Here is a 14,965-nt window from a genome sequence, read left to right as displayed (position 1 = left end):
AGCTATGCTGAGTTCGTACGACAACTGAAGCTCTTCGAGTGTATTTCGGGACTGGGCGCGCCGTGTGCATAGTCTTCTCCTCGGTCAACAGAACAATGCGACAAGAAGTCAGAAGTTCCTAAAGCACGCCAGCCACTAACAGACTGACGAAGATTAACGAGAAAAGCGCCGCGTTCAGGCCGAGGTAAAACGCTAGGTCATGTGTGCTGCTTGGTGTTTTATGCATGATCGTTTCCTCCTGCATCACAACCTGTATAGACTGCCAATGTTCCCGTAATGTTTCACGCTATTTTGCGGTTATAAAATGGAAAGGCCGGCGCGATCGCTCGCCCGGCCTCCTTTCGCATAATACTGTCGCTATCGCAGCTTAGTAGCGCGCGGCGCGATCAACGCGCTTCCCAGCGCTCTGAGTAGCATCAACGGTGTTTGCCGTGTCCCGCCCCACGCCGCGGATTGTGTTGCCGCACGACGCCAAAGCGGCGGCGATGAATGTCATTGCGAGCACGGTCGCTAAAGTTTTCTTCACGGAAATTATCCTCTCTCCAGATGTTCACTTTGAACACATAGGGCTTATTTCCGTGAGGGCGATACCTCTCAGGCCGACCGCACGAACACCGCCGTCTCTCGCCGGATTGGATCTCGCTCTTCCTTTTCGACCAATGCGCCTTCCTTGATCAGCGCCCGCACGAGCCCGCTGACGCGCTTCTTCGAAGGCTCGTCCGCTAAGTCCAGTCCGAGCTCGAAAGCCACCGCTACCCCCACCCAGTTCTTTGCCTGTGGCGATTTCTTGTGTTCGGCATTGGCAACGGCAGTAAAGATCGCGGCCCGCTGCTCTTCGCTGATCCCGCCCGCGACGTCCTCAGCGCTGGGCAACTTCCATTCCGTAAACATCGGCGCGAAATCCTGCGGCTTTGCCATGCCTCGCCCGTTTCCAAACGGCACGCTGGCTAGGTGTCGCCACTCGAAACGATGCGATAGCGGCGTCAGGTTGCCTTGCCGTCGGTTGTGTAGAAGTAGCCAAACCGATCAGTCCCCGGCACGCCAGCCTCTGCCGCCTGCTCTTCCGACATCCGGTTGAGCACTCGACGGATCGAGCCGTACCGATAGCCTCTCATCTCCAAATGAAAAAAGAACCCGCAGCTTTGTGGCCACGGGTTGCTGGAGTTTGGCAGTAATGTTCCGTACTTCATAATGGCGATCTGCTAATGGACAGCCTCGTATTTTGAGAAAACTCTAACGATTGCAGGGAATCGGCTTGCCATATCCCAGCAGCTCGCGCCGCTGGCTTTCAAGCCGTAGTTTTTGTTTGTACTGGGAACCCAAGCGCGCCTGACGCATTCTTCGCCCGGAAATGGAGGAACGCATGTCAGGGCAGTCTGTTTACACCGTAGAGCAGTTCCGTAAGGAATACGCTTTGTTTCGCGAGGAAGCGGAACGCATTTTCAACATCTCCGGCCCATCGAGAACCAATCTGGATGTTTTTATGAAGGTCTACCGCCGGCCCAAGTCGGCGGAGCAGCTTTTAGAAAGTGACCGATAGGCATGGCCAAATACAGCTTGCAAATCGGCGTGGGCGGTATTGGAGATGATCCGCTTTTATCAGTCCAGCACTCAAGTGACTTCCATGCGGAGGACGACAGCAGTGCTGTCGCGCAAACTATGCAAACGATCGAAGCCGACAATGCATATATGGGCCTCGAGCGAGCTGTCCTCATCGCCGAAGACGGCAGTGTCATATGGTTCCGTCCGGCAGGTGGTTAAAATAGCAGCCAGAATCTACTACTTCGGGCATCCTACGCGGCTGCCGCATACCGCAGCGATTTATTAACCACGTACGTTTACCATCCGTGTTATGTCCTGAGAACCTGTCGCGCTTCTCTCAGGCTCTCCACAGCACTTATTCCGGCCCGCCTCGGCGGGCCTTTTTTACGGTTAGAACTGTCTTGAGCGCATTGATCGCCAGCATATCTTTGGTGTCAGGTTCCACGATCGCGCCCCTATAGTCAAATAAGGGTGCGCCCCGGTTGAGAGAGCAGCTAAATCGGCCGATGGATAGTTCCGGCATCTTACAAGCCTAGGCCCGCTTGGCCTTGCGGTTGGCATAGCGACGGTCACGCTCGGCCTTACGGGCAGCCTCGTCTTCAACCACACGTGAGATGCGGGCGTTCTCGGCAGTCTTGCGTGCCTCTGTTTCAGCCCTCACTGCCGCCTCGATAGATTCCTGCTTTTCAGCCACTTCTCTTTCGTGCCGGGTGCTCTCTTCAAACTTGAGACGCTCCCGTTCGGCACGACGAGCTTCTCGCGCTTCAACCAATGAGACGCGCTCCGCTTGCCTGGCGATGCGAGAAAGCTCTGCGGCCGTTTTCGCGGCTCGGTAGGCGTCGAGTAGAGCCGCTTTTGCACCTGATGCGGCGGACTGTCGGTCGGCGAGTTCGTTATTTCTGAGTTTTCTCAATTGTAGATCCTAATAATGGTAGACGGCAGCGACCAGTGGGAATTGATGCGCTTGGCAACAAGCGTGGCGGTCGCAGTCGCTTGGTCAGCTTGGTCCTTTGCAAGCCGCGCTTCGAAGCCGTAAGGTCTCAGCATCACGCGCCTGCTCAACCGACTGAAGTTATTTCCGTGCGTTGTTTTGGAAAAGTCCTCGGTCCGGACCAAGCCGGAAATAGTCTCTGCGTCCTAGTGAGGTTTGCTGTATTTTTCTGTCATTGTGTACCTCGATATTGGCGACGAGGCTGAAATGAATAAGGCCAGGCAGACTGCCTGGCCTCAAACTGATAGCGTGCTTCCGGCGATGCCAGTACATCCGTGGTCAAAGGGAAGCAGATATCGATTAAGCGGACTGCAGATTGCAGGCCGACATCTTGCCCGACTTCACGTCGCGCTCGAGTTCGAAGCCGATCTTCTGACCTTCGACGAGCTCGCGCATCCCTGCGCGCTCAACAGCCGAGATGTGTACGAAGGCGTCAGCGCCGCCGTTGTCCGGCTCGATAAAGCCGAAACCCTTGGTGGAATTGAACCATTTTACTGTGCCAGTGGTCATGATGAACCCTTTCAAAGCATAGAGTGAGGAGCCGTGAAGCAGACGCCACACGGATGAACCGACTATTTTTGAAAGAGAAGTTCGCTTAGAGCGCGGTGCCAATCGCGCGGTAGACAAAGCTCGGCAACAAAAGATCGATGGCGCAGAACTACCGAATAAAGATTGCTGCGTCAACGTTTAGTTTTCAGACCGTGCATTTCACATCCATCGGTTGAACACGTCTTACTGACCATTTCCATCGTCACTACCCACATCCTGGCATTGAAATGCCTGTCTTAGCTTACGAACAGTGTCTTGGACTTTCAGTCGGCGTTCACGGAGGCCTTCGGTCGAGTTGGGCCTCGGGGACCGAAGCGATCTCACCAGTTTAAGAAGATCCTTAAGTGCGTTTGTTGACGTCATGGCCTGCCTCCATTAGCTTATTTTGGCGGACGGCGATGTGCCATCCGCTTCCTTTTTGCCTGGGGCGAATAAGGTATTTCCGCGTTGCGCTATCCAGCCCGTTCAAGCTTCAGCTGAGACACGCCAGCGGCAATGTTAAGGCCAGTGCCAGCCTCGCCGCTAATAGGCTGCAAGGCGAGATTCTTGGCATTTCCCCCAATCAAAGCATTCGCGCCCAGGCCGAGGCCTACAGACGCGCTGGCGGATGCGCCGATATATGTCCCGGCTAGTACGCCCTCTCCCACCCGGGTTGGCGCCGTATTGACGACGATCCAGCTCATATAGCGTTTGCCGGTGACACCAACGTCCAGGCCCAGTCGTCCTATGCTGCCAGTGTACCGCTCAGTCTTGCCGGTCCGCTGCCTAAAGGTGCAGTCAACGCTTCGGTTCGATCCGATAAGCAACCCGACGCCACCGGCGACCGCGCATGACAGCGTTCCGAGACGCTGCTTCGGCTGTTCTGCCATCTGGCTCCTGTGGCTGCTATGTTTGGGAGCAGAGGCGGCGGCGCTTACCAAAGCAAGGCTCGTGGCAGTCGCGAGTGCGATTATTTTGAACATGACGTTCTCCTTAGCGAAATTTTTGTTTAGCTCGACAATCGGCCTGCCGCGCCGTCACCTTCAGGCGTGTTCCGAACGGTAACGAGGCAGACAATCGGGATAGCGGTAAAATCGTGCACGATGTCGAGTAGCGTCTGGCGATGCCTTTCACTGGCCACGGTGCCTTCAATCGCAATCGAGTGCCCTTCGAGCCGCACATCAAGGCCGCTAGTGGCCAGGCCAGGTTGGTAAGCGAGAATGGCTCGCAGGGCGGTTGCGGTCGTCTGATCGGCAATAAACATCGGGAAAGTTTGCTGGGTGGCGGAAAACAACATTGTTCAACCTCCGGCTCTGATCAGAGCAGTTTGTCTTTGGCGATATCTTTGGCTTTGCCAGCAGCCGCCTGGACCTTGCCGGCTGCCTTGTCGGCCTTACCCTCAGCCTCGAGCGAAGTGTTGCCGGTGAGTTTGCCAGCCACCTCTTTGATGCTGCCCTTAAGCCCCTTGGCGGATCCTTCGATACGGTTCTTATCCATGACTGTCTCCTTCCACGCCGCGCTCCTTGGCGGCTATGGCTAGAAACTTATGGTGGCCGTGACGCTTATCGTAGAGAGAAATGTACCAACCAGACTGGTACTTGATGACCTATTTTAGGTCCTTGAAGGTGCTTTTCCGGAAAATCCGCGATCTCTCGCCCAGGCAACTGCTGCCGTTCGCCTGTTGACGCCGATCTTCGAATATAGTGAGGAGACGTGGTTCCGGATCGTGTTTTTCGACAAATTCACAATCGCCGCCATTTCAGCGTCGCCCATGCCCTCGCATATCAGCCCAAGGATCTGTCGCTCCCGCTCTGTCAGATCCAAAAGCATCGTATCCGATACTTTCCCCTTTGACTTTTGGCGGATGGCGGCAAGTCGCTCGACAATCGATCTGCCAAACCAGGAGGTATCCGCCATGACGCTGCCTATAGCTTCGACCAACTCGTCTTCAGTGCGCTTTCGATCCGTGACATCTTGCAACGACCAGATGACTGTTTGCTGATCGTTCATCTCAACCCTCTCAGCAGAAACAAGACAGTCTACTGTTCCATCACCCTTGACCGACAACCGCGCCTCGACATTTTGCACTGGCTCATTGTCTCGTAGCATACGCTCCAACGCCCGACGGTCCGTCACATCAGCAAACAGATGGATGTCGCTCGGGGATTTTCCAAGCAGCTCTGTCTCTGCGAGTCCCGTGAGCTGCAGGAACGCAGCGTTGGCCTCCATGAATGCGAAGTCCTCCAGCCTCGTGATCGCCGCGGCAGACGGCGACTGCCGGAAAGATTTTGAGAACCGTTCCTCGCTTTGGCGCAATGCGTTTTGGGCGCGACGGCGGGCGTCGAGATCGGCGAAGGTGAACAGCATGCACGGTTCCTCCTGCACAGCAATCGGCTCGCCCGCCACCATCACCATCCGGTCGCCGCCAGCAGGGAGTGGAACAAGCGCCTCTCGGTGTCGAATGACGCGACCCTCTGCCAGCTTTATAAGCGCTTCTTCCCCCGTTTCGCAGTTTTCGAACAGACCTAGATCTTCAACCGTTTGTCCCACAACCTGCTCCTTGGTGTAGCCGGTCATCTCAATGAAACCCTGATTCACTCTGATGAAACGCTGATCTTCAAGACGACAAATCAAACCTGGAGCGGGGTTGGCATTAAACGATCGTTCGAAGCGCTCCTCTGCCTCAAAAAGCGGCGTTTCGTCTCGCAGGATCAAAGCCAACAAAGCGGGATGACCATCAATTCCATCGAGGACCAATCCGCGAGCCGCATGCACCCAGGTCAAATCGCTATCGGTCACCGGCGAGATCTCTATTGTCACGCTGTCGAACGTTTCCCCAGCCTGTAAACGTTCAAGCGGGTACTGCCCCTTGTCCAACAAGTGGTTGTTCCGGTAGCGCAGACTGAACCTGCGGCGGTATTCAGCGACGGTCTCCCCCAGATCGCCAATCGCCGCGATCCGATGCATGGCGAGGGCGGAATCGTTCGCCCAACCTATCACGCCGTTTGGCTCAATGACGATGATGCCATCAGTCAGCCCGGCAACGAGCTCTCTGAGGACATTGCGGGTGGCTTCGAGTTTGGGGGCGGGATCTGACAAAGGAACTCCACGGCTAATGGCTATCCCAGCAGAACTTAGGCCCGCGCCATCGAAAACAAAGGCGTACTGCCAAATTCAAAGCGACCAGATGACGTGACAGAAATACTACAGATGATCACGTTTTGGACTTGAGGAACCAAAGATTGGAATCAGCGTTATTTGCCACCCGCGATCAAGCGGCCCTTGGGAGAAAAACGATGACCGAACCACACCTTTCCACGTTCGGCGTGGCGCATGAACGACGCGTCCTGATAGACGCCGAGCTACATAAGGTATCTTGGGGTGCAATCTTCGCGGGGGTCGTAATTGCCACAGTTGTTCAGCTCCTACTTAATCTCCTGGGGGTAGGCATTGGCGCCGCAGTGATTGATCCGGCAACCGGCGACAATCCCACTGCAACGGCATTCTCAATCGGAACAGCCGGCTGGTTTATCGTAAGCGGCGTCCTGGCGGCCTTCGTCGGCGGCTTCGTGGGAAGCCGACTTTCGGGCAAGGTGAGCCGGTCAACAGGCTCGCTTCATGGGCTAACAACATGGGCAGTTACCACATTGCTTGTCGTCTACCTTCTCACGACGTCCGTTGGTGCATTAGTAGGTGGGGCATTTTCTGGTCTCAGCGGTATCCTGTCCGGCACCGGCTCGACCGTTGCAACTGCTGCTGCGACAGCTGCCCCCTCTTTATCGACCGCGACCGACCCGATTGGTACAATCGAGCAAAACATTCGTCAGGCGAGCGGAGGTAACGATCCGGCAGCTCTGCGCGACACCGCGATCACCGCAGTTCGCGCTGCGCTGACCGGAGACCAAGCTCAGGCGGAAGAAGCACGCAACCGCGCAGCTGACGCGTTGGCACGCGCTCAGAATATCCCGGTTGATGAAGCGCGACAGCAGGTTGCTCGATATGAAGAGCAGTACAAGACTACCGCGGCGGAAGCAAAACGACAGGCAACCGAAGCGGCGCAAGCTGCGACAAAAACGATCTCGGTTGGCGCGATTACTGCTGCTGTGGCGCTGCTTCTCGGAGCAATAGCAGCATGGATCGGCGGCGCAGCCGGGATTACTAAGCACGTACATCGTGAGGATGCGTAAACTCTTTAAGTCGCTGGCTGGGTGACGGGACACGGATCGGTTTCCCGTCCACCTTCGAATACCAAGTGGTCCACAATAAGGGCTTGCATAAATGTCGAATGCGACCAGTTCACAGTAACTAAATCGAGGTCTTATAGAGACCTTAGGGTTTGCCCGCGATGGAATGCAGGCGGTGATCTTGCGTTGGGCCAAAGCCTCTCGAAACCAGTCGGCGTCGTAGCCTTTGTCGGCCAGTAGGGACTTGGCCTTGGGAAAGGCGACGATCATCTTCGCCGCTCCTTTGTAATCGCTCATCGGCCCTTCGCTTACAAGCAGGATGAGCAGTCGGCGGTGATCCTCGCAGACAGCATGCAGCTTGGAGTTCAGGCCGCCTTTGGTGCGTCCGATACGTCTAAGAACATCCCCCTTTTGAGCGGGCTGGCTGCGGTGCGATGGGCTTTCAGATGGGTGGCGTCGATCATCAATTGCTCGGGCTCGCCCCGTCTGGCGGTCAGTTCGGCCAAAATCCGGTTGAACACGCCGAGCCTGCTCCAACGGATGAGACGTTTGTATATCGTCTTGTGCTGACCTTATTCCGGGGCGCGTCAAGCCATCGCAACCCATTGCGCAAGACGAAGGTGATGCTTCTCAGGACCAGCCGATCAACTCGATCCGGCGCATCTGCGCCTCAGACAGCAACAGCAAATCGATCATCGCGGCGACCTCCGTTCGGTCCAAATGAATCAAAGCCATCGCAACAAGGCAAGCTATTTAATAGGTCCTGAGCCTAAATCCTGCCGACGCAGGCCGCACCCATACAGGATAGCGCCAAGCGTAATGCGCCACGTCATTTGATAGACTTCGGCGCAAGCAACTAAGCCTCCTGCGCGTGATCGTTGTTCTCCCCAGCAACTTTTTCCTCGCCACGCTTATCGGACCCCGCGTTGGCTATCGCCTCTGCGAGTTTCGTCGCGTCATAAGGCTTAGCCACGACCGTCGCCCCTCGTTCTCCGCGGACCGCCGAAGGATCGCCTGTGGCATATACAACGAGAGTTGAGGGCCTAAGGTTTCTGGCTTCGTTCGCCAACTCTATACCGGATGCACCTGGTAGATTGAGGTCGGTCACGAGCACATCGATTGCCATGGTCTGGAGGGCCGCCTTCGCTTCCTCGGCGCTGCCGGCCTCCACCACAATCATGCCAGCATCCTGCAGCATTTCGGCTGTATTGATGCGGATGAGCGCGTCGTCCTCGACAAGCAGTACCGTGACGCGCCCTACTTTTTCCTTGCCTGCCTCCGCCTCGCGTGAAGATACAGCCAGAGACGCCTCGGGCTCTAACGAAGGTTCTCGTTGTGGTTCCTTGGTTGAAACATTCAGTCGTTGGGCTTGGTTTGCCAACACGTGACGAAACTTCCGCGCCAACGCTTCGCGCGTGTAAGGCTTCGACAACAACTCGACGCCGGCGTCGAGTTTACCGCCGTGGACAATTGAGTTCTCGGTATAGCCGGATGTGAACAGAACGACTATGTTTGGCAGCCGCTCCTTTGCTTTGCGCGCCAGCTCGGGGCTTTTCAGCGTGCCCGGCATGACGACATCGGTGAACAGGATATCGATCGGGATACCACTATCGATCACTGTGAGTGCACTCGAAGCATCAACTGCCTTCAGCGTGCGATAGCCAAGGTCGGTCAGCAACGCGATGACCGTTTCGCGCACCTCTGCGTCATCTTCGACAACCAGAACGGTTTCCGTGCCCCCGACGATCGGCCCGTTGTCGACAGCGACTTCAACATCTTCCGCTTCAACTGCGCGCGGCAGGTAAAGCTTGATCGTCGTGCCGTGGCCGACTTCCGAATAGATTTTCACATGTCCGCCGGACTGTTTGACAAAGCCGTAGACCATCGACAAGCCGAGGCCGGAGCCCTTCCCTTCAGCCTTGGTGGAAAAGAAAGGCTCGAAAACTTTCTCGATGATCTCGGGCGGCATGCCGGAACCGGTATCCGTGACTGCCAACATGACGTACTGACCCGGGTTAACCTCGTCATGAGTGCGAGCATATGTGTCGTCGAGATGAGCGTTTGAGAGCTCGATCGTCAGCTTGCCCTGCCCGTCCATTGCATCGCGCGCGTTGATGGCGAGGTTCAGCAAAGCATTTTCGATCTGTGTCGGATCGATGAATGTATTCCAGAGCCCACCGCTGACAATTGTCTCGACCTCGATCGCTTCACCGATTGCGCGGCGGATCATGTCGTCCATATCGCGGATGAACCGGCTGATATTGACGACCTTGGGCTGCAGTGCCTGACGCCGCCCGAAAGCCAGGAGTTGACTGGCAAGTTTTGAACCTCGCGATACACCAGCCATAGCGTTGTTGATTTTCGCCTCGGCGCGTTGATTACCAGCAACCTCCTTCGCCAGAAGCTGCAGATTGCCAGACACGACCTGCAGCAGGTTGTTGAAATCATGGGCGACCCCGCCGGTTAACTTTCCGACGGTTTCCATTTTCTGAGCCTGCGCCAGCTTGGCTTCAGCCTGCCGGCGCTCGGCGATCTCTGAAATGACGCGCGCCTCAAGGTTTTCGTTGAGCTGCTTAAGCTGCTCCTCGGCCCGTTCACGGTGTCGGACTTGCCGGGAAAGTGCTTCGGCGTGTTCCCGAAGGGCGTCCTCTGCCACACGCTGATGTGTGATGTCGGTATGTACTCCAACCCATTCAACGATATCGCCCTTTGAGCCGATGATCGGAAGCGCCCGAATTGCAAACTGGCGCCATGCGCCGTCGTGGCGACGAACCCGATGCTCGTGCACGTACATGGATTTCGCTTCGACTGCGGCGTTCCAGGTGTTGACCGATGCTTTCATATCGTCCGGGTGCACGGCTTCGGCCCAGCCAAAACCCTGGTATTGATCGAAGGTCTGACCGGTCAGCGACGCCCAGCCCAGTTGCTCGCCAACCATCCGTCCATCAGCACTGTTTGTCCAAAGGACGCCATGCACTGCATTCATGGCCGTGTGAAAACGGGTGTTGCTCATTGCGAGCTCGGCTTCGCGTACAGTTCGCTCTTCGATATCGATGCCAAGGATGTAGACGCCAGAGATTGTCCCATTGGCTTCGGCATGCGGTATGTAACGGATCTCGAGCCGACGAGGCGCGCCGCCCTGTACTGGCATGTCGGTTTCGCCGGTCACGACTTCACCAGCCAGTGCACGATCAATGTCAGGCCGTCGATTTTCGTACGGCCCCTCACCGATCACTGCTGCGATATGTTTGCCGATCATGTCATCGGGTTTCATACCAAACCAAGCCTCGTAAGCGTGATTGGCGAAACGATAAACGTGCTGGCGGTCGACATAAGATATCAGCATAGGCACTGCGTCCGTGACACGGCGGAGTTGGCCTTCGCTATCGCTCGCGCGTTTTTCCAGCGCAACGCGACCACTGTTATCAACGACGGTGCACATGACACCGCCGATTTTGCCACTGGCTTCATAAACAGGCGTGTAGAATAGATCGAAAATGAACTCTTGAGCCTGACCGTTCCGAATGAGCGTCATGCTTTGGTCTCGATACGAACGAAGCTCGCCACGAAGAGCGGCCTCGATCATCTCCCGATTCCAGTCCCAAACCTCAGGCCAGATTTCCGCAACATTGCTTCCAAGAGCAGCTGGGTGTTTGTCTGCCACGAGCTCTGCGTAGATATCGTTGTAAAGCATGGTGTGGGACGGACCCCACATGAGGACTTTGGCGACCGGAGAGTTGATGATATTGGCAACAGTCGTCCGTAGTTCGATCGACCAGTCATCTGGAGGCCCCAGCGGTGTTTCGGTCCAACCTTTTTCACGAATGACTTTCCCGCATTCTCCGCCGCCGACTGGCCAGATTGACGGATTTGCCACAGCTGGCTTGCCACTTTCACGGAGCAGGCGAAGTCCTGATCGGACGACCTCGCTCGCATTGCCGTAATCTCCCGATGACAGGCACTCAGCGATGAAACCCTCAAGCTCCGGGGTCAGGGAAAAATTGCGTGTGAGACGTTTGGCCATAAATCGCTCGTTCCATGGAACGCGAAATGTGTCAACATGTATCAAGCAGCTGGAGGCGCGAGATAATCTCGTGACACATGGCCTAGCTGAACACGAGCTCGCGTCGGCCCGCAGCTCTGCAACATCTATAATACCAATCGAAAGTCGGATTCATCTGCAATATACGCAACCCAACGCATTTCGATCACATGAGAAAGGCCCGCTTAAAGCGGGCCTCCGTAAAATCTCTGTAAAGACTTAGGCCTTGTCGACCACGTTTTTCAAAGCATCCTTGGCATGTCCCTTGGCCTGCTGCGCATCGCCCTTTGCTTCCTGAGCGACGCCCTTCGCTTCGAGGGTACGATTGTCGGTAGCGTCACCGACGGCCTGCTTTGCCTTGCCGATCAACTCGTTGGCTTTGCCGGAAATCTTATCAGATGTCGAACCCATGGTCTTAATCTCCTTGTTGATTACGGCATAGTTTGGCTCGCTTTCCAACCGAGCCTCTCTGCCCAGAAGGTCGATGTCCGCCTCACTACGAACCGCTGGAGCGAGAATGTAAATCACGGGTTTTCGTTCCGGATATCTCCAGCGTTCACGCAAGCTTGAGAACTGATCTTAGTTTAAGACTGAAGACAAGCCTCTGGTGATCGGTCTTAACCTCGACGGCGCGGCCGACGAGATAGCGGTAGAGGTCAGCACCTATGGCCGCTTCAGCTTCGGTTTGATAGGGCAGCATCCCGTTCATCTTTCCGTGTGAATCAGTTTGGCAGCAGGCAGTGAGGTCACGGCAGGCTGCTGCACGTCCGTTGCGTGCTCGATTTCACCCGATGCCTCCTGACGAAGGTAGGCTGCAAACGTTTGCGTCTGCGGATTATCGATAATGTCCGGTGTGCCCTGCTCCACCAGAACACCGTTAAAAGGTGGCGCTGCTTGCCCAGAACGTCGAGGCGAAGACCGCCTAAGGGCCGAGGTACAAGGCATCGTCAGCCAACAACAATTTTTGCAACAGAGCCCGGGTTTTAGAGCTCCTATCTGAAGCACATCCGGAGCTGAACGGCCGTGTTGACAGCCGATAAGTGGCGTTATAATTTTTTTGTAATTTCATTATAACGACGGGTTTGCTTGATGCGGGAAATAGACATTGCCTATCGAACGATGTTCTCCGAACTCGCCCAACGTTCGCTGGATGCCCAATTCGAAGCCGATTATCCGATCGAAGGTCGCTTCGTCACCGTGCCTGTCAAAGGCAAGGACTACTGGTATTTCGACTTTCCTACGCCTGAGGGCGACAAAAGGCGATATGTCGGCCCCCATGCCGATCCCGAAATCACGGCTCGGGTCGGGCGGTTTCGCGATATCAAGGAACACGCAAAGGACCGCCGCCGCCTCGTGAGCACGCTTCTCCGATCAGGCGGCATGACTGGCCCTGACCGGTTCGCGGGCGACGTTGTCGAAACTCTCGCTGACGGCGGGCTTTTTCGACTGCGAGCCGTTCTGATCGGAACGGTGGCGTTCGGGTGTTATGCTGGCATCCTTGGTGTTCGTCTACCGAATACCGCCATGCAGACAGGCGATGCAGATTTCGCCCAGGATTTTGCGATTTCCGCTGAATTGGGCGACAGCCTGCCGCCTGTTCTCGATCTGCTGCAAACAATCGACGCAACATTCCGGGCGGTTCCGCACCAGGCCGATAGGGTGAAGGTGACGGCTTTCGCCAATGCTTCGGGCTACCGCGTGGAATTTCTGACGGGCAATCGTGGGAGCGACGACTTTACAGGCAAGCCTTCGCCTATGCCTGCGCTTGGTGGTGCATCGGCGGAGAACCTGCGTTTTCTGGATTTTTTGATACGCGACCCGATCCGCACTGTGTTGCTTCACAGGTCGGGAGTGAGCGTCCTTGTGCCGTCTCCTGAACGATATGCCGTCCACAAGCTCATCGTGGCCTCAAGGCGGCGGACGAACGATATTACGGGCCGTGGCAAGCAGGACAAGGATTTGCAGCAAGCTGCGCTCCTATGTGAGGCCTTACAGCAAACGCGAAGGTCCGACGATCTGGCCGATGCTTACACGGAGGCATGGGAAAGAGGATCGGCGTGGCAGGAGGCAATCACTGCGGGCCTGGCGATGATGCCTGACGTCGGCAAGGCGGCCTTGGGTGCTTGCCTCGGAGTCGCATCCGAAGAACTCGGCAGTTAGCATCTGCGGGATGTCCAAGAGGGCGAAGGAAAGCAGGTCAAGCCGATGTCGGAGGGCAAGTCTTGCGACCTTGGTGTTTGGAGGGTCACATTACCGCAATTTGATTAGCTGGCGATGAGAAGGCATAATATTGTTTGTGCGATATCGGACAATCTTGGCCCCTCTTTTGAGTTATGGGTGACGGAAAGCCGCGTCACCGCCGACACTGAGAGAAAAATAGCTATATTTAATTGAACATGAGCAAATTTGCACTCACCGCGTCCAAGACCGGCCCCCGCAGATGATTAGCACGATACCGGACAGATGGCTTCGAGCTCATGTTGTGAGAATTCTAAAACAGTGTTACAAAATCTGCACCGCCCCACAATAAAAGTCGAGCGCACGCGAGATTAACCGCTTCGATCGCGCCGCCTGTTTATGGTGTGATCGAGCATGGCTGGGAGCCGAAGATGCAGGCCTTACTCGTTGACCCACACGCCGTGATCCAAGCCTCCAATCTTTTGGCGGTGATGGCGAACCAAAAACGACTGCACATTTTGGATGTTCTAAGGCAGCATGAAACGTCTGTCGGCTCGCTGGCCATCCAGGTTGGGTTGAGCCCATCTGCTCTTTCTCAGCATCTCGGAAAGCTCCGTGGAGCGCGGCTCGTCACCACACGACGAGAAGCCCAGACAATTTTTTACTTCTGCAAGTCACCCCGGGTCAGGTTTCTGCTCAAGGCGCTTTATGAAATCTACGGAATCGAAGATTTCCCGCAGGAGTCCTCCTTGCTCGAAGCTGAAACGGTCCAGATGGATCTAGTCGCGCTTGCAACCACCCGAGAATGATGCAGATTTCAGTGAAACCGCTATGAGCATCATTGCTGTTGGATTTTCGCTCCGTTGGAAGGTGCCGGTGCACGTCGGGGAAGACGCTCGCCTGTCGAGGAAGGTTGAAGGACCGGCTGACGCTCTGAGGCACTTAAAGACATTCAGCTATAAGTCCGGAGCGAATTATCGGCGTGCCCATGACCTTTGCCAGCTTGCTTTAACGGGCGGCATTCATTCAGAAATGTGCCGTAAGCCTTTTATCGCCGCCTGCGCTGACGAAGACGCACACCGCTCAGAAGACGATTAGTTTGGTTCCTTGCTTAGAAAGGGCCAATAAGCTTTCGGTATTCGTCCTCCGCCGGACCGTAGGCACCACCTGCAAAGCCCTCTAGGCCGCGCCGATTATGGATGGTTATCTCATTTCGCTTCGCTTCAATAAAATGCAAGCCTTCTAGAACATGCAGTGTAGTGGTGATACTTTGGCGCCTGACGGCAAGCATCGCAGATAGAAATTCATGAGTCAGCGCGATTTTATCTCCGTCGGATCTGTCGTGACACATCAATAGCCAACGGGCGAGACGCTGTTCGATCTTGTCGGTCGCGTTTGAAAGCGCTGTATATGATCCTTGGACGGTAAGCGCGAATTTCTCCGCACCTTCTGCAATTGATTGAGCTTTGGCATGTGGTGTCCACTTAAAAAGAGGTGGAC

Annotated in this window: 19 protein-coding genes; 6 read left to right on the top strand and 13 right to left on the bottom strand. The window is 55.7% G+C overall.

Going from position 1 to position 14,965, the window contains the following annotated elements:
* Window positions 1–367 precede the first annotated feature (367 nt).
* The 3 genes from AAIH70_RS29140 to AAIH70_RS29130 all read right to left on the bottom strand — a co-directional run bounded on the left by AAIH70_RS29140 (window position 368) and on the right by AAIH70_RS29130 (window position 1,190).
* The gene (locus AAIH70_RS29140) at window positions 368–496 is read right to left on the bottom strand and encodes an entericidin (RefSeq protein WP_132281904.1); all 129 of its coding nucleotides are present in this window, start codon (window positions 494–496) and stop codon (window positions 368–370) included.
* A gap of 98 nt (window positions 497–594) precedes the next feature.
* A complete protein-coding gene (locus AAIH70_RS29135; protein WP_430037490.1) occupies window positions 595–918 on the bottom strand; it encodes an ATPase in 324 nt (107 codons plus the stop codon).
* A 65-nt stretch (window positions 919–983) separates the two neighbouring features.
* The gene (locus AAIH70_RS29130) at window positions 984–1,190 is read right to left on the bottom strand and encodes a hypothetical protein (protein ID WP_430037487.1); all 207 of its coding nucleotides are present in this window, start codon (window positions 1,188–1,190) and stop codon (window positions 984–986) included.
* 173 nt (window positions 1,191–1,363) lie between these two features.
* On the opposite strand from AAIH70_RS29130, the gene AAIH70_RS29125 reads away from it, so the two are divergent.
* Window positions 1,364–1,540 carry a hypothetical protein gene (locus AAIH70_RS29125; protein ID WP_430037484.1) on the top strand — a complete coding sequence of 59 codons (177 nt, stop codon included), beginning with the start codon at window positions 1,364–1,366 and terminating at the stop codon, window positions 1,538–1,540.
* A 2-nt stretch (window positions 1,541–1,542) separates the two neighbouring features.
* Window positions 1,543–1,761: a hypothetical protein gene (locus AAIH70_RS29120; protein WP_430037482.1), complete on the top strand. Its 219-nt coding sequence runs from the start codon at window positions 1,543–1,545 to the stop codon at window positions 1,759–1,761.
* 313 nt (window positions 1,762–2,074) lie between these two features.
* Here AAIH70_RS29120 and AAIH70_RS29115 read toward each other — a convergent pair whose 3' ends face one another.
* From AAIH70_RS29115 to AAIH70_RS29090, 6 genes are all read right to left on the bottom strand, one after another.
* The gene (locus tag AAIH70_RS29115) at window positions 2,075–2,455 is read right to left on the bottom strand and encodes a DUF6481 family protein (protein ID WP_132281713.1); all 381 of its coding nucleotides are present in this window, start codon (window positions 2,453–2,455) and stop codon (window positions 2,075–2,077) included.
* 378 nt (window positions 2,456–2,833) lie between these two features.
* Window positions 2,834–3,043: a cold-shock protein gene (locus AAIH70_RS29110; RefSeq protein WP_132281710.1), complete on the bottom strand. Its 210-nt coding sequence runs from the start codon at window positions 3,041–3,043 to the stop codon at window positions 2,834–2,836.
* Window positions 3,044–3,534: 491 nt separating this feature from the next.
* Window positions 3,535–4,044 (bottom strand): DUF992 domain-containing protein, encoded by a 510-nt coding sequence (locus tag AAIH70_RS29105; RefSeq protein WP_132281707.1) that lies wholly within the window; start codon window positions 4,042–4,044, stop codon window positions 3,535–3,537.
* 26 nt (window positions 4,045–4,070) lie between these two features.
* Window positions 4,071–4,358: a hypothetical protein gene (locus AAIH70_RS29100; protein ID WP_430037477.1), complete on the bottom strand. Its 288-nt coding sequence runs from the start codon at window positions 4,356–4,358 to the stop codon at window positions 4,071–4,073.
* A 20-nt stretch (window positions 4,359–4,378) separates the two neighbouring features.
* Window positions 4,379–4,558, bottom strand: a complete 180-nt coding sequence (locus AAIH70_RS29095; RefSeq protein ID WP_430037474.1) for a CsbD family protein — start codon at window positions 4,556–4,558, stop codon at window positions 4,379–4,381.
* 114 nt (window positions 4,559–4,672) lie between these two features.
* On the bottom strand, window positions 4,673–6,160 hold the full coding sequence (locus AAIH70_RS29090) for a PAS domain S-box protein (protein WP_430037471.1): 1,488 nt from the start codon (window positions 6,158–6,160) through the stop codon (window positions 4,673–4,675).
* Between the two features lie 197 nt (window positions 6,161–6,357).
* On the opposite strand from AAIH70_RS29090, the gene AAIH70_RS29085 reads away from it, so the two are divergent.
* Window positions 6,358–7,248, top strand: a complete 891-nt coding sequence (locus AAIH70_RS29085; RefSeq protein WP_132281698.1) for a PhnA-like protein — start codon at window positions 6,358–6,360, stop codon at window positions 7,246–7,248.
* A gap of 362 nt (window positions 7,249–7,610) precedes the next feature.
* On the opposite strand, the gene AAIH70_RS29080 is transcribed toward AAIH70_RS29085, so the two are convergent.
* The 3 genes from AAIH70_RS29080 to AAIH70_RS29070 form a co-directional block, all read right to left on the bottom strand.
* Window positions 7,611–7,766: a hypothetical protein gene (locus AAIH70_RS29080; RefSeq protein WP_165932187.1), complete on the bottom strand. Its 156-nt coding sequence runs from the start codon at window positions 7,764–7,766 to the stop codon at window positions 7,611–7,613.
* Window positions 7,767–8,101: 335 nt separating this feature from the next.
* Window positions 8,102–11,269: a type II toxin-antitoxin system ParD family antitoxin gene (locus AAIH70_RS29075; RefSeq protein ID WP_430037468.1), complete on the bottom strand. Its 3,168-nt coding sequence runs from the start codon at window positions 11,267–11,269 to the stop codon at window positions 8,102–8,104.
* Between the two features lie 237 nt (window positions 11,270–11,506).
* Window positions 11,507–11,698, bottom strand: a complete 192-nt coding sequence (locus AAIH70_RS29070; RefSeq protein WP_132281722.1) for a CsbD family protein — start codon at window positions 11,696–11,698, stop codon at window positions 11,507–11,509.
* Between the two features lie 678 nt (window positions 11,699–12,376).
* On the opposite strand from AAIH70_RS29070, the gene AAIH70_RS29065 reads away from it, so the two are divergent.
* The 3 genes from AAIH70_RS29065 to AAIH70_RS29055 all read left to right on the top strand — a co-directional run bounded on the left by AAIH70_RS29065 (window position 12,377) and on the right by AAIH70_RS29055 (window position 14,563).
* Window positions 12,377–13,447: a nucleotidyltransferase family protein gene (locus AAIH70_RS29065; protein WP_430037465.1), complete on the top strand. Its 1,071-nt coding sequence runs from the start codon at window positions 12,377–12,379 to the stop codon at window positions 13,445–13,447.
* 449 nt (window positions 13,448–13,896) lie between these two features.
* Entirely contained in the window at window positions 13,897–14,274 is a 378-nt protein-coding gene (locus tag AAIH70_RS29060; protein ID WP_132281689.1) for an ArsR/SmtB family transcription factor, read from the top strand.
* A 22-nt stretch (window positions 14,275–14,296) separates the two neighbouring features.
* Window positions 14,297–14,563 (top strand): DUF982 domain-containing protein, encoded by a 267-nt coding sequence (locus AAIH70_RS29055; protein ID WP_132281686.1) that lies wholly within the window; start codon window positions 14,297–14,299, stop codon window positions 14,561–14,563.
* 13 nt (window positions 14,564–14,576) lie between these two features.
* Here the strand turns inward: AAIH70_RS29055 and AAIH70_RS29050 are convergent.
* Window positions 14,577–14,965, bottom strand: a 389-nt coding sequence (locus AAIH70_RS29050; RefSeq protein WP_430037461.1) for a Crp/Fnr family transcriptional regulator, incomplete at its 5' end; no start/stop codon positions are given.

Source organism: Neorhizobium sp. BT27B, assembly GCF_050455485.1.
Lineage (GTDB): Bacteria > Pseudomonadota > Alphaproteobacteria > Rhizobiales > Rhizobiaceae > Neorhizobium.
This window is presented reverse-complemented; position numbering and strand designations above follow the sequence as displayed.

Excerpts from the sequence above, each read along its gene's own strand:
- AAIH70_RS29060 (WP_132281689.1), top strand. The coding sequence starts at position 13,897 with ATGCAGGCCTTACTCGTTGACCCACACGCCGTGATCCAAGCCTCCAAT.
- AAIH70_RS29065 (WP_430037465.1), top strand. The coding sequence starts at position 12,377 with ATGCGGGAAATAGACATTGCCTATCGAACGATGTTCTCCGAACTCGCC.
- AAIH70_RS29125 (WP_430037484.1), top strand. The coding sequence starts at position 1,364 with ATGTCAGGGCAGTCTGTTTACACCGTAGAGCAGTTCCGTAAGGAATAC.
- AAIH70_RS29070 (WP_132281722.1), bottom strand. The coding sequence starts at position 11,698 with ATGGGTTCGACATCTGATAAGATTTCCGGCAAAGCCAACGAGTTGATC.
- AAIH70_RS29105 (WP_132281707.1), bottom strand. The coding sequence starts at position 4,044 with ATGTTCAAAATAATCGCACTCGCGACTGCCACGAGCCTTGCTTTGGTA.
- AAIH70_RS29130 (WP_430037487.1), bottom strand. The coding sequence starts at position 1,190 with ATGAAGTACGGAACATTACTGCCAAACTCCAGCAACCCGTGGCCACAA.
- AAIH70_RS29135 (WP_430037490.1), bottom strand. The coding sequence starts at position 918 with ATGGCAAAGCCGCAGGATTTCGCGCCGATGTTTACGGAATGGAAGTTG.
- AAIH70_RS29140 (WP_132281904.1), bottom strand. The coding sequence starts at position 496 with ATGACATTCATCGCCGCCGCTTTGGCGTCGTGCGGCAACACAATCCGC.
- AAIH70_RS29120 (WP_430037482.1), top strand. The coding sequence starts at position 1,543 with ATGGCCAAATACAGCTTGCAAATCGGCGTGGGCGGTATTGGAGATGAT.
- AAIH70_RS29055 (WP_132281686.1), top strand. The coding sequence starts at position 14,297 with ATGAGCATCATTGCTGTTGGATTTTCGCTCCGTTGGAAGGTGCCGGTG.
- AAIH70_RS29075 (WP_430037468.1), bottom strand. The coding sequence starts at position 11,269 with ATGGCCAAACGTCTCACACGCAATTTTTCCCTGACCCCGGAGCTTGAG.
- AAIH70_RS29095 (WP_430037474.1), bottom strand. The coding sequence starts at position 4,558 with ATGGATAAGAACCGTATCGAAGGATCCGCCAAGGGGCTTAAGGGCAGC.
- AAIH70_RS29085 (WP_132281698.1), top strand. The coding sequence starts at position 6,358 with ATGACCGAACCACACCTTTCCACGTTCGGCGTGGCGCATGAACGACGC.
- AAIH70_RS29100 (WP_430037477.1), bottom strand. The coding sequence starts at position 4,358 with ATGTTGTTTTCCGCCACCCAGCAAACTTTCCCGATGTTTATTGCCGAT.
- AAIH70_RS29110 (WP_132281710.1), bottom strand. The coding sequence starts at position 3,043 with ATGACCACTGGCACAGTAAAATGGTTCAATTCCACCAAGGGTTTCGGC.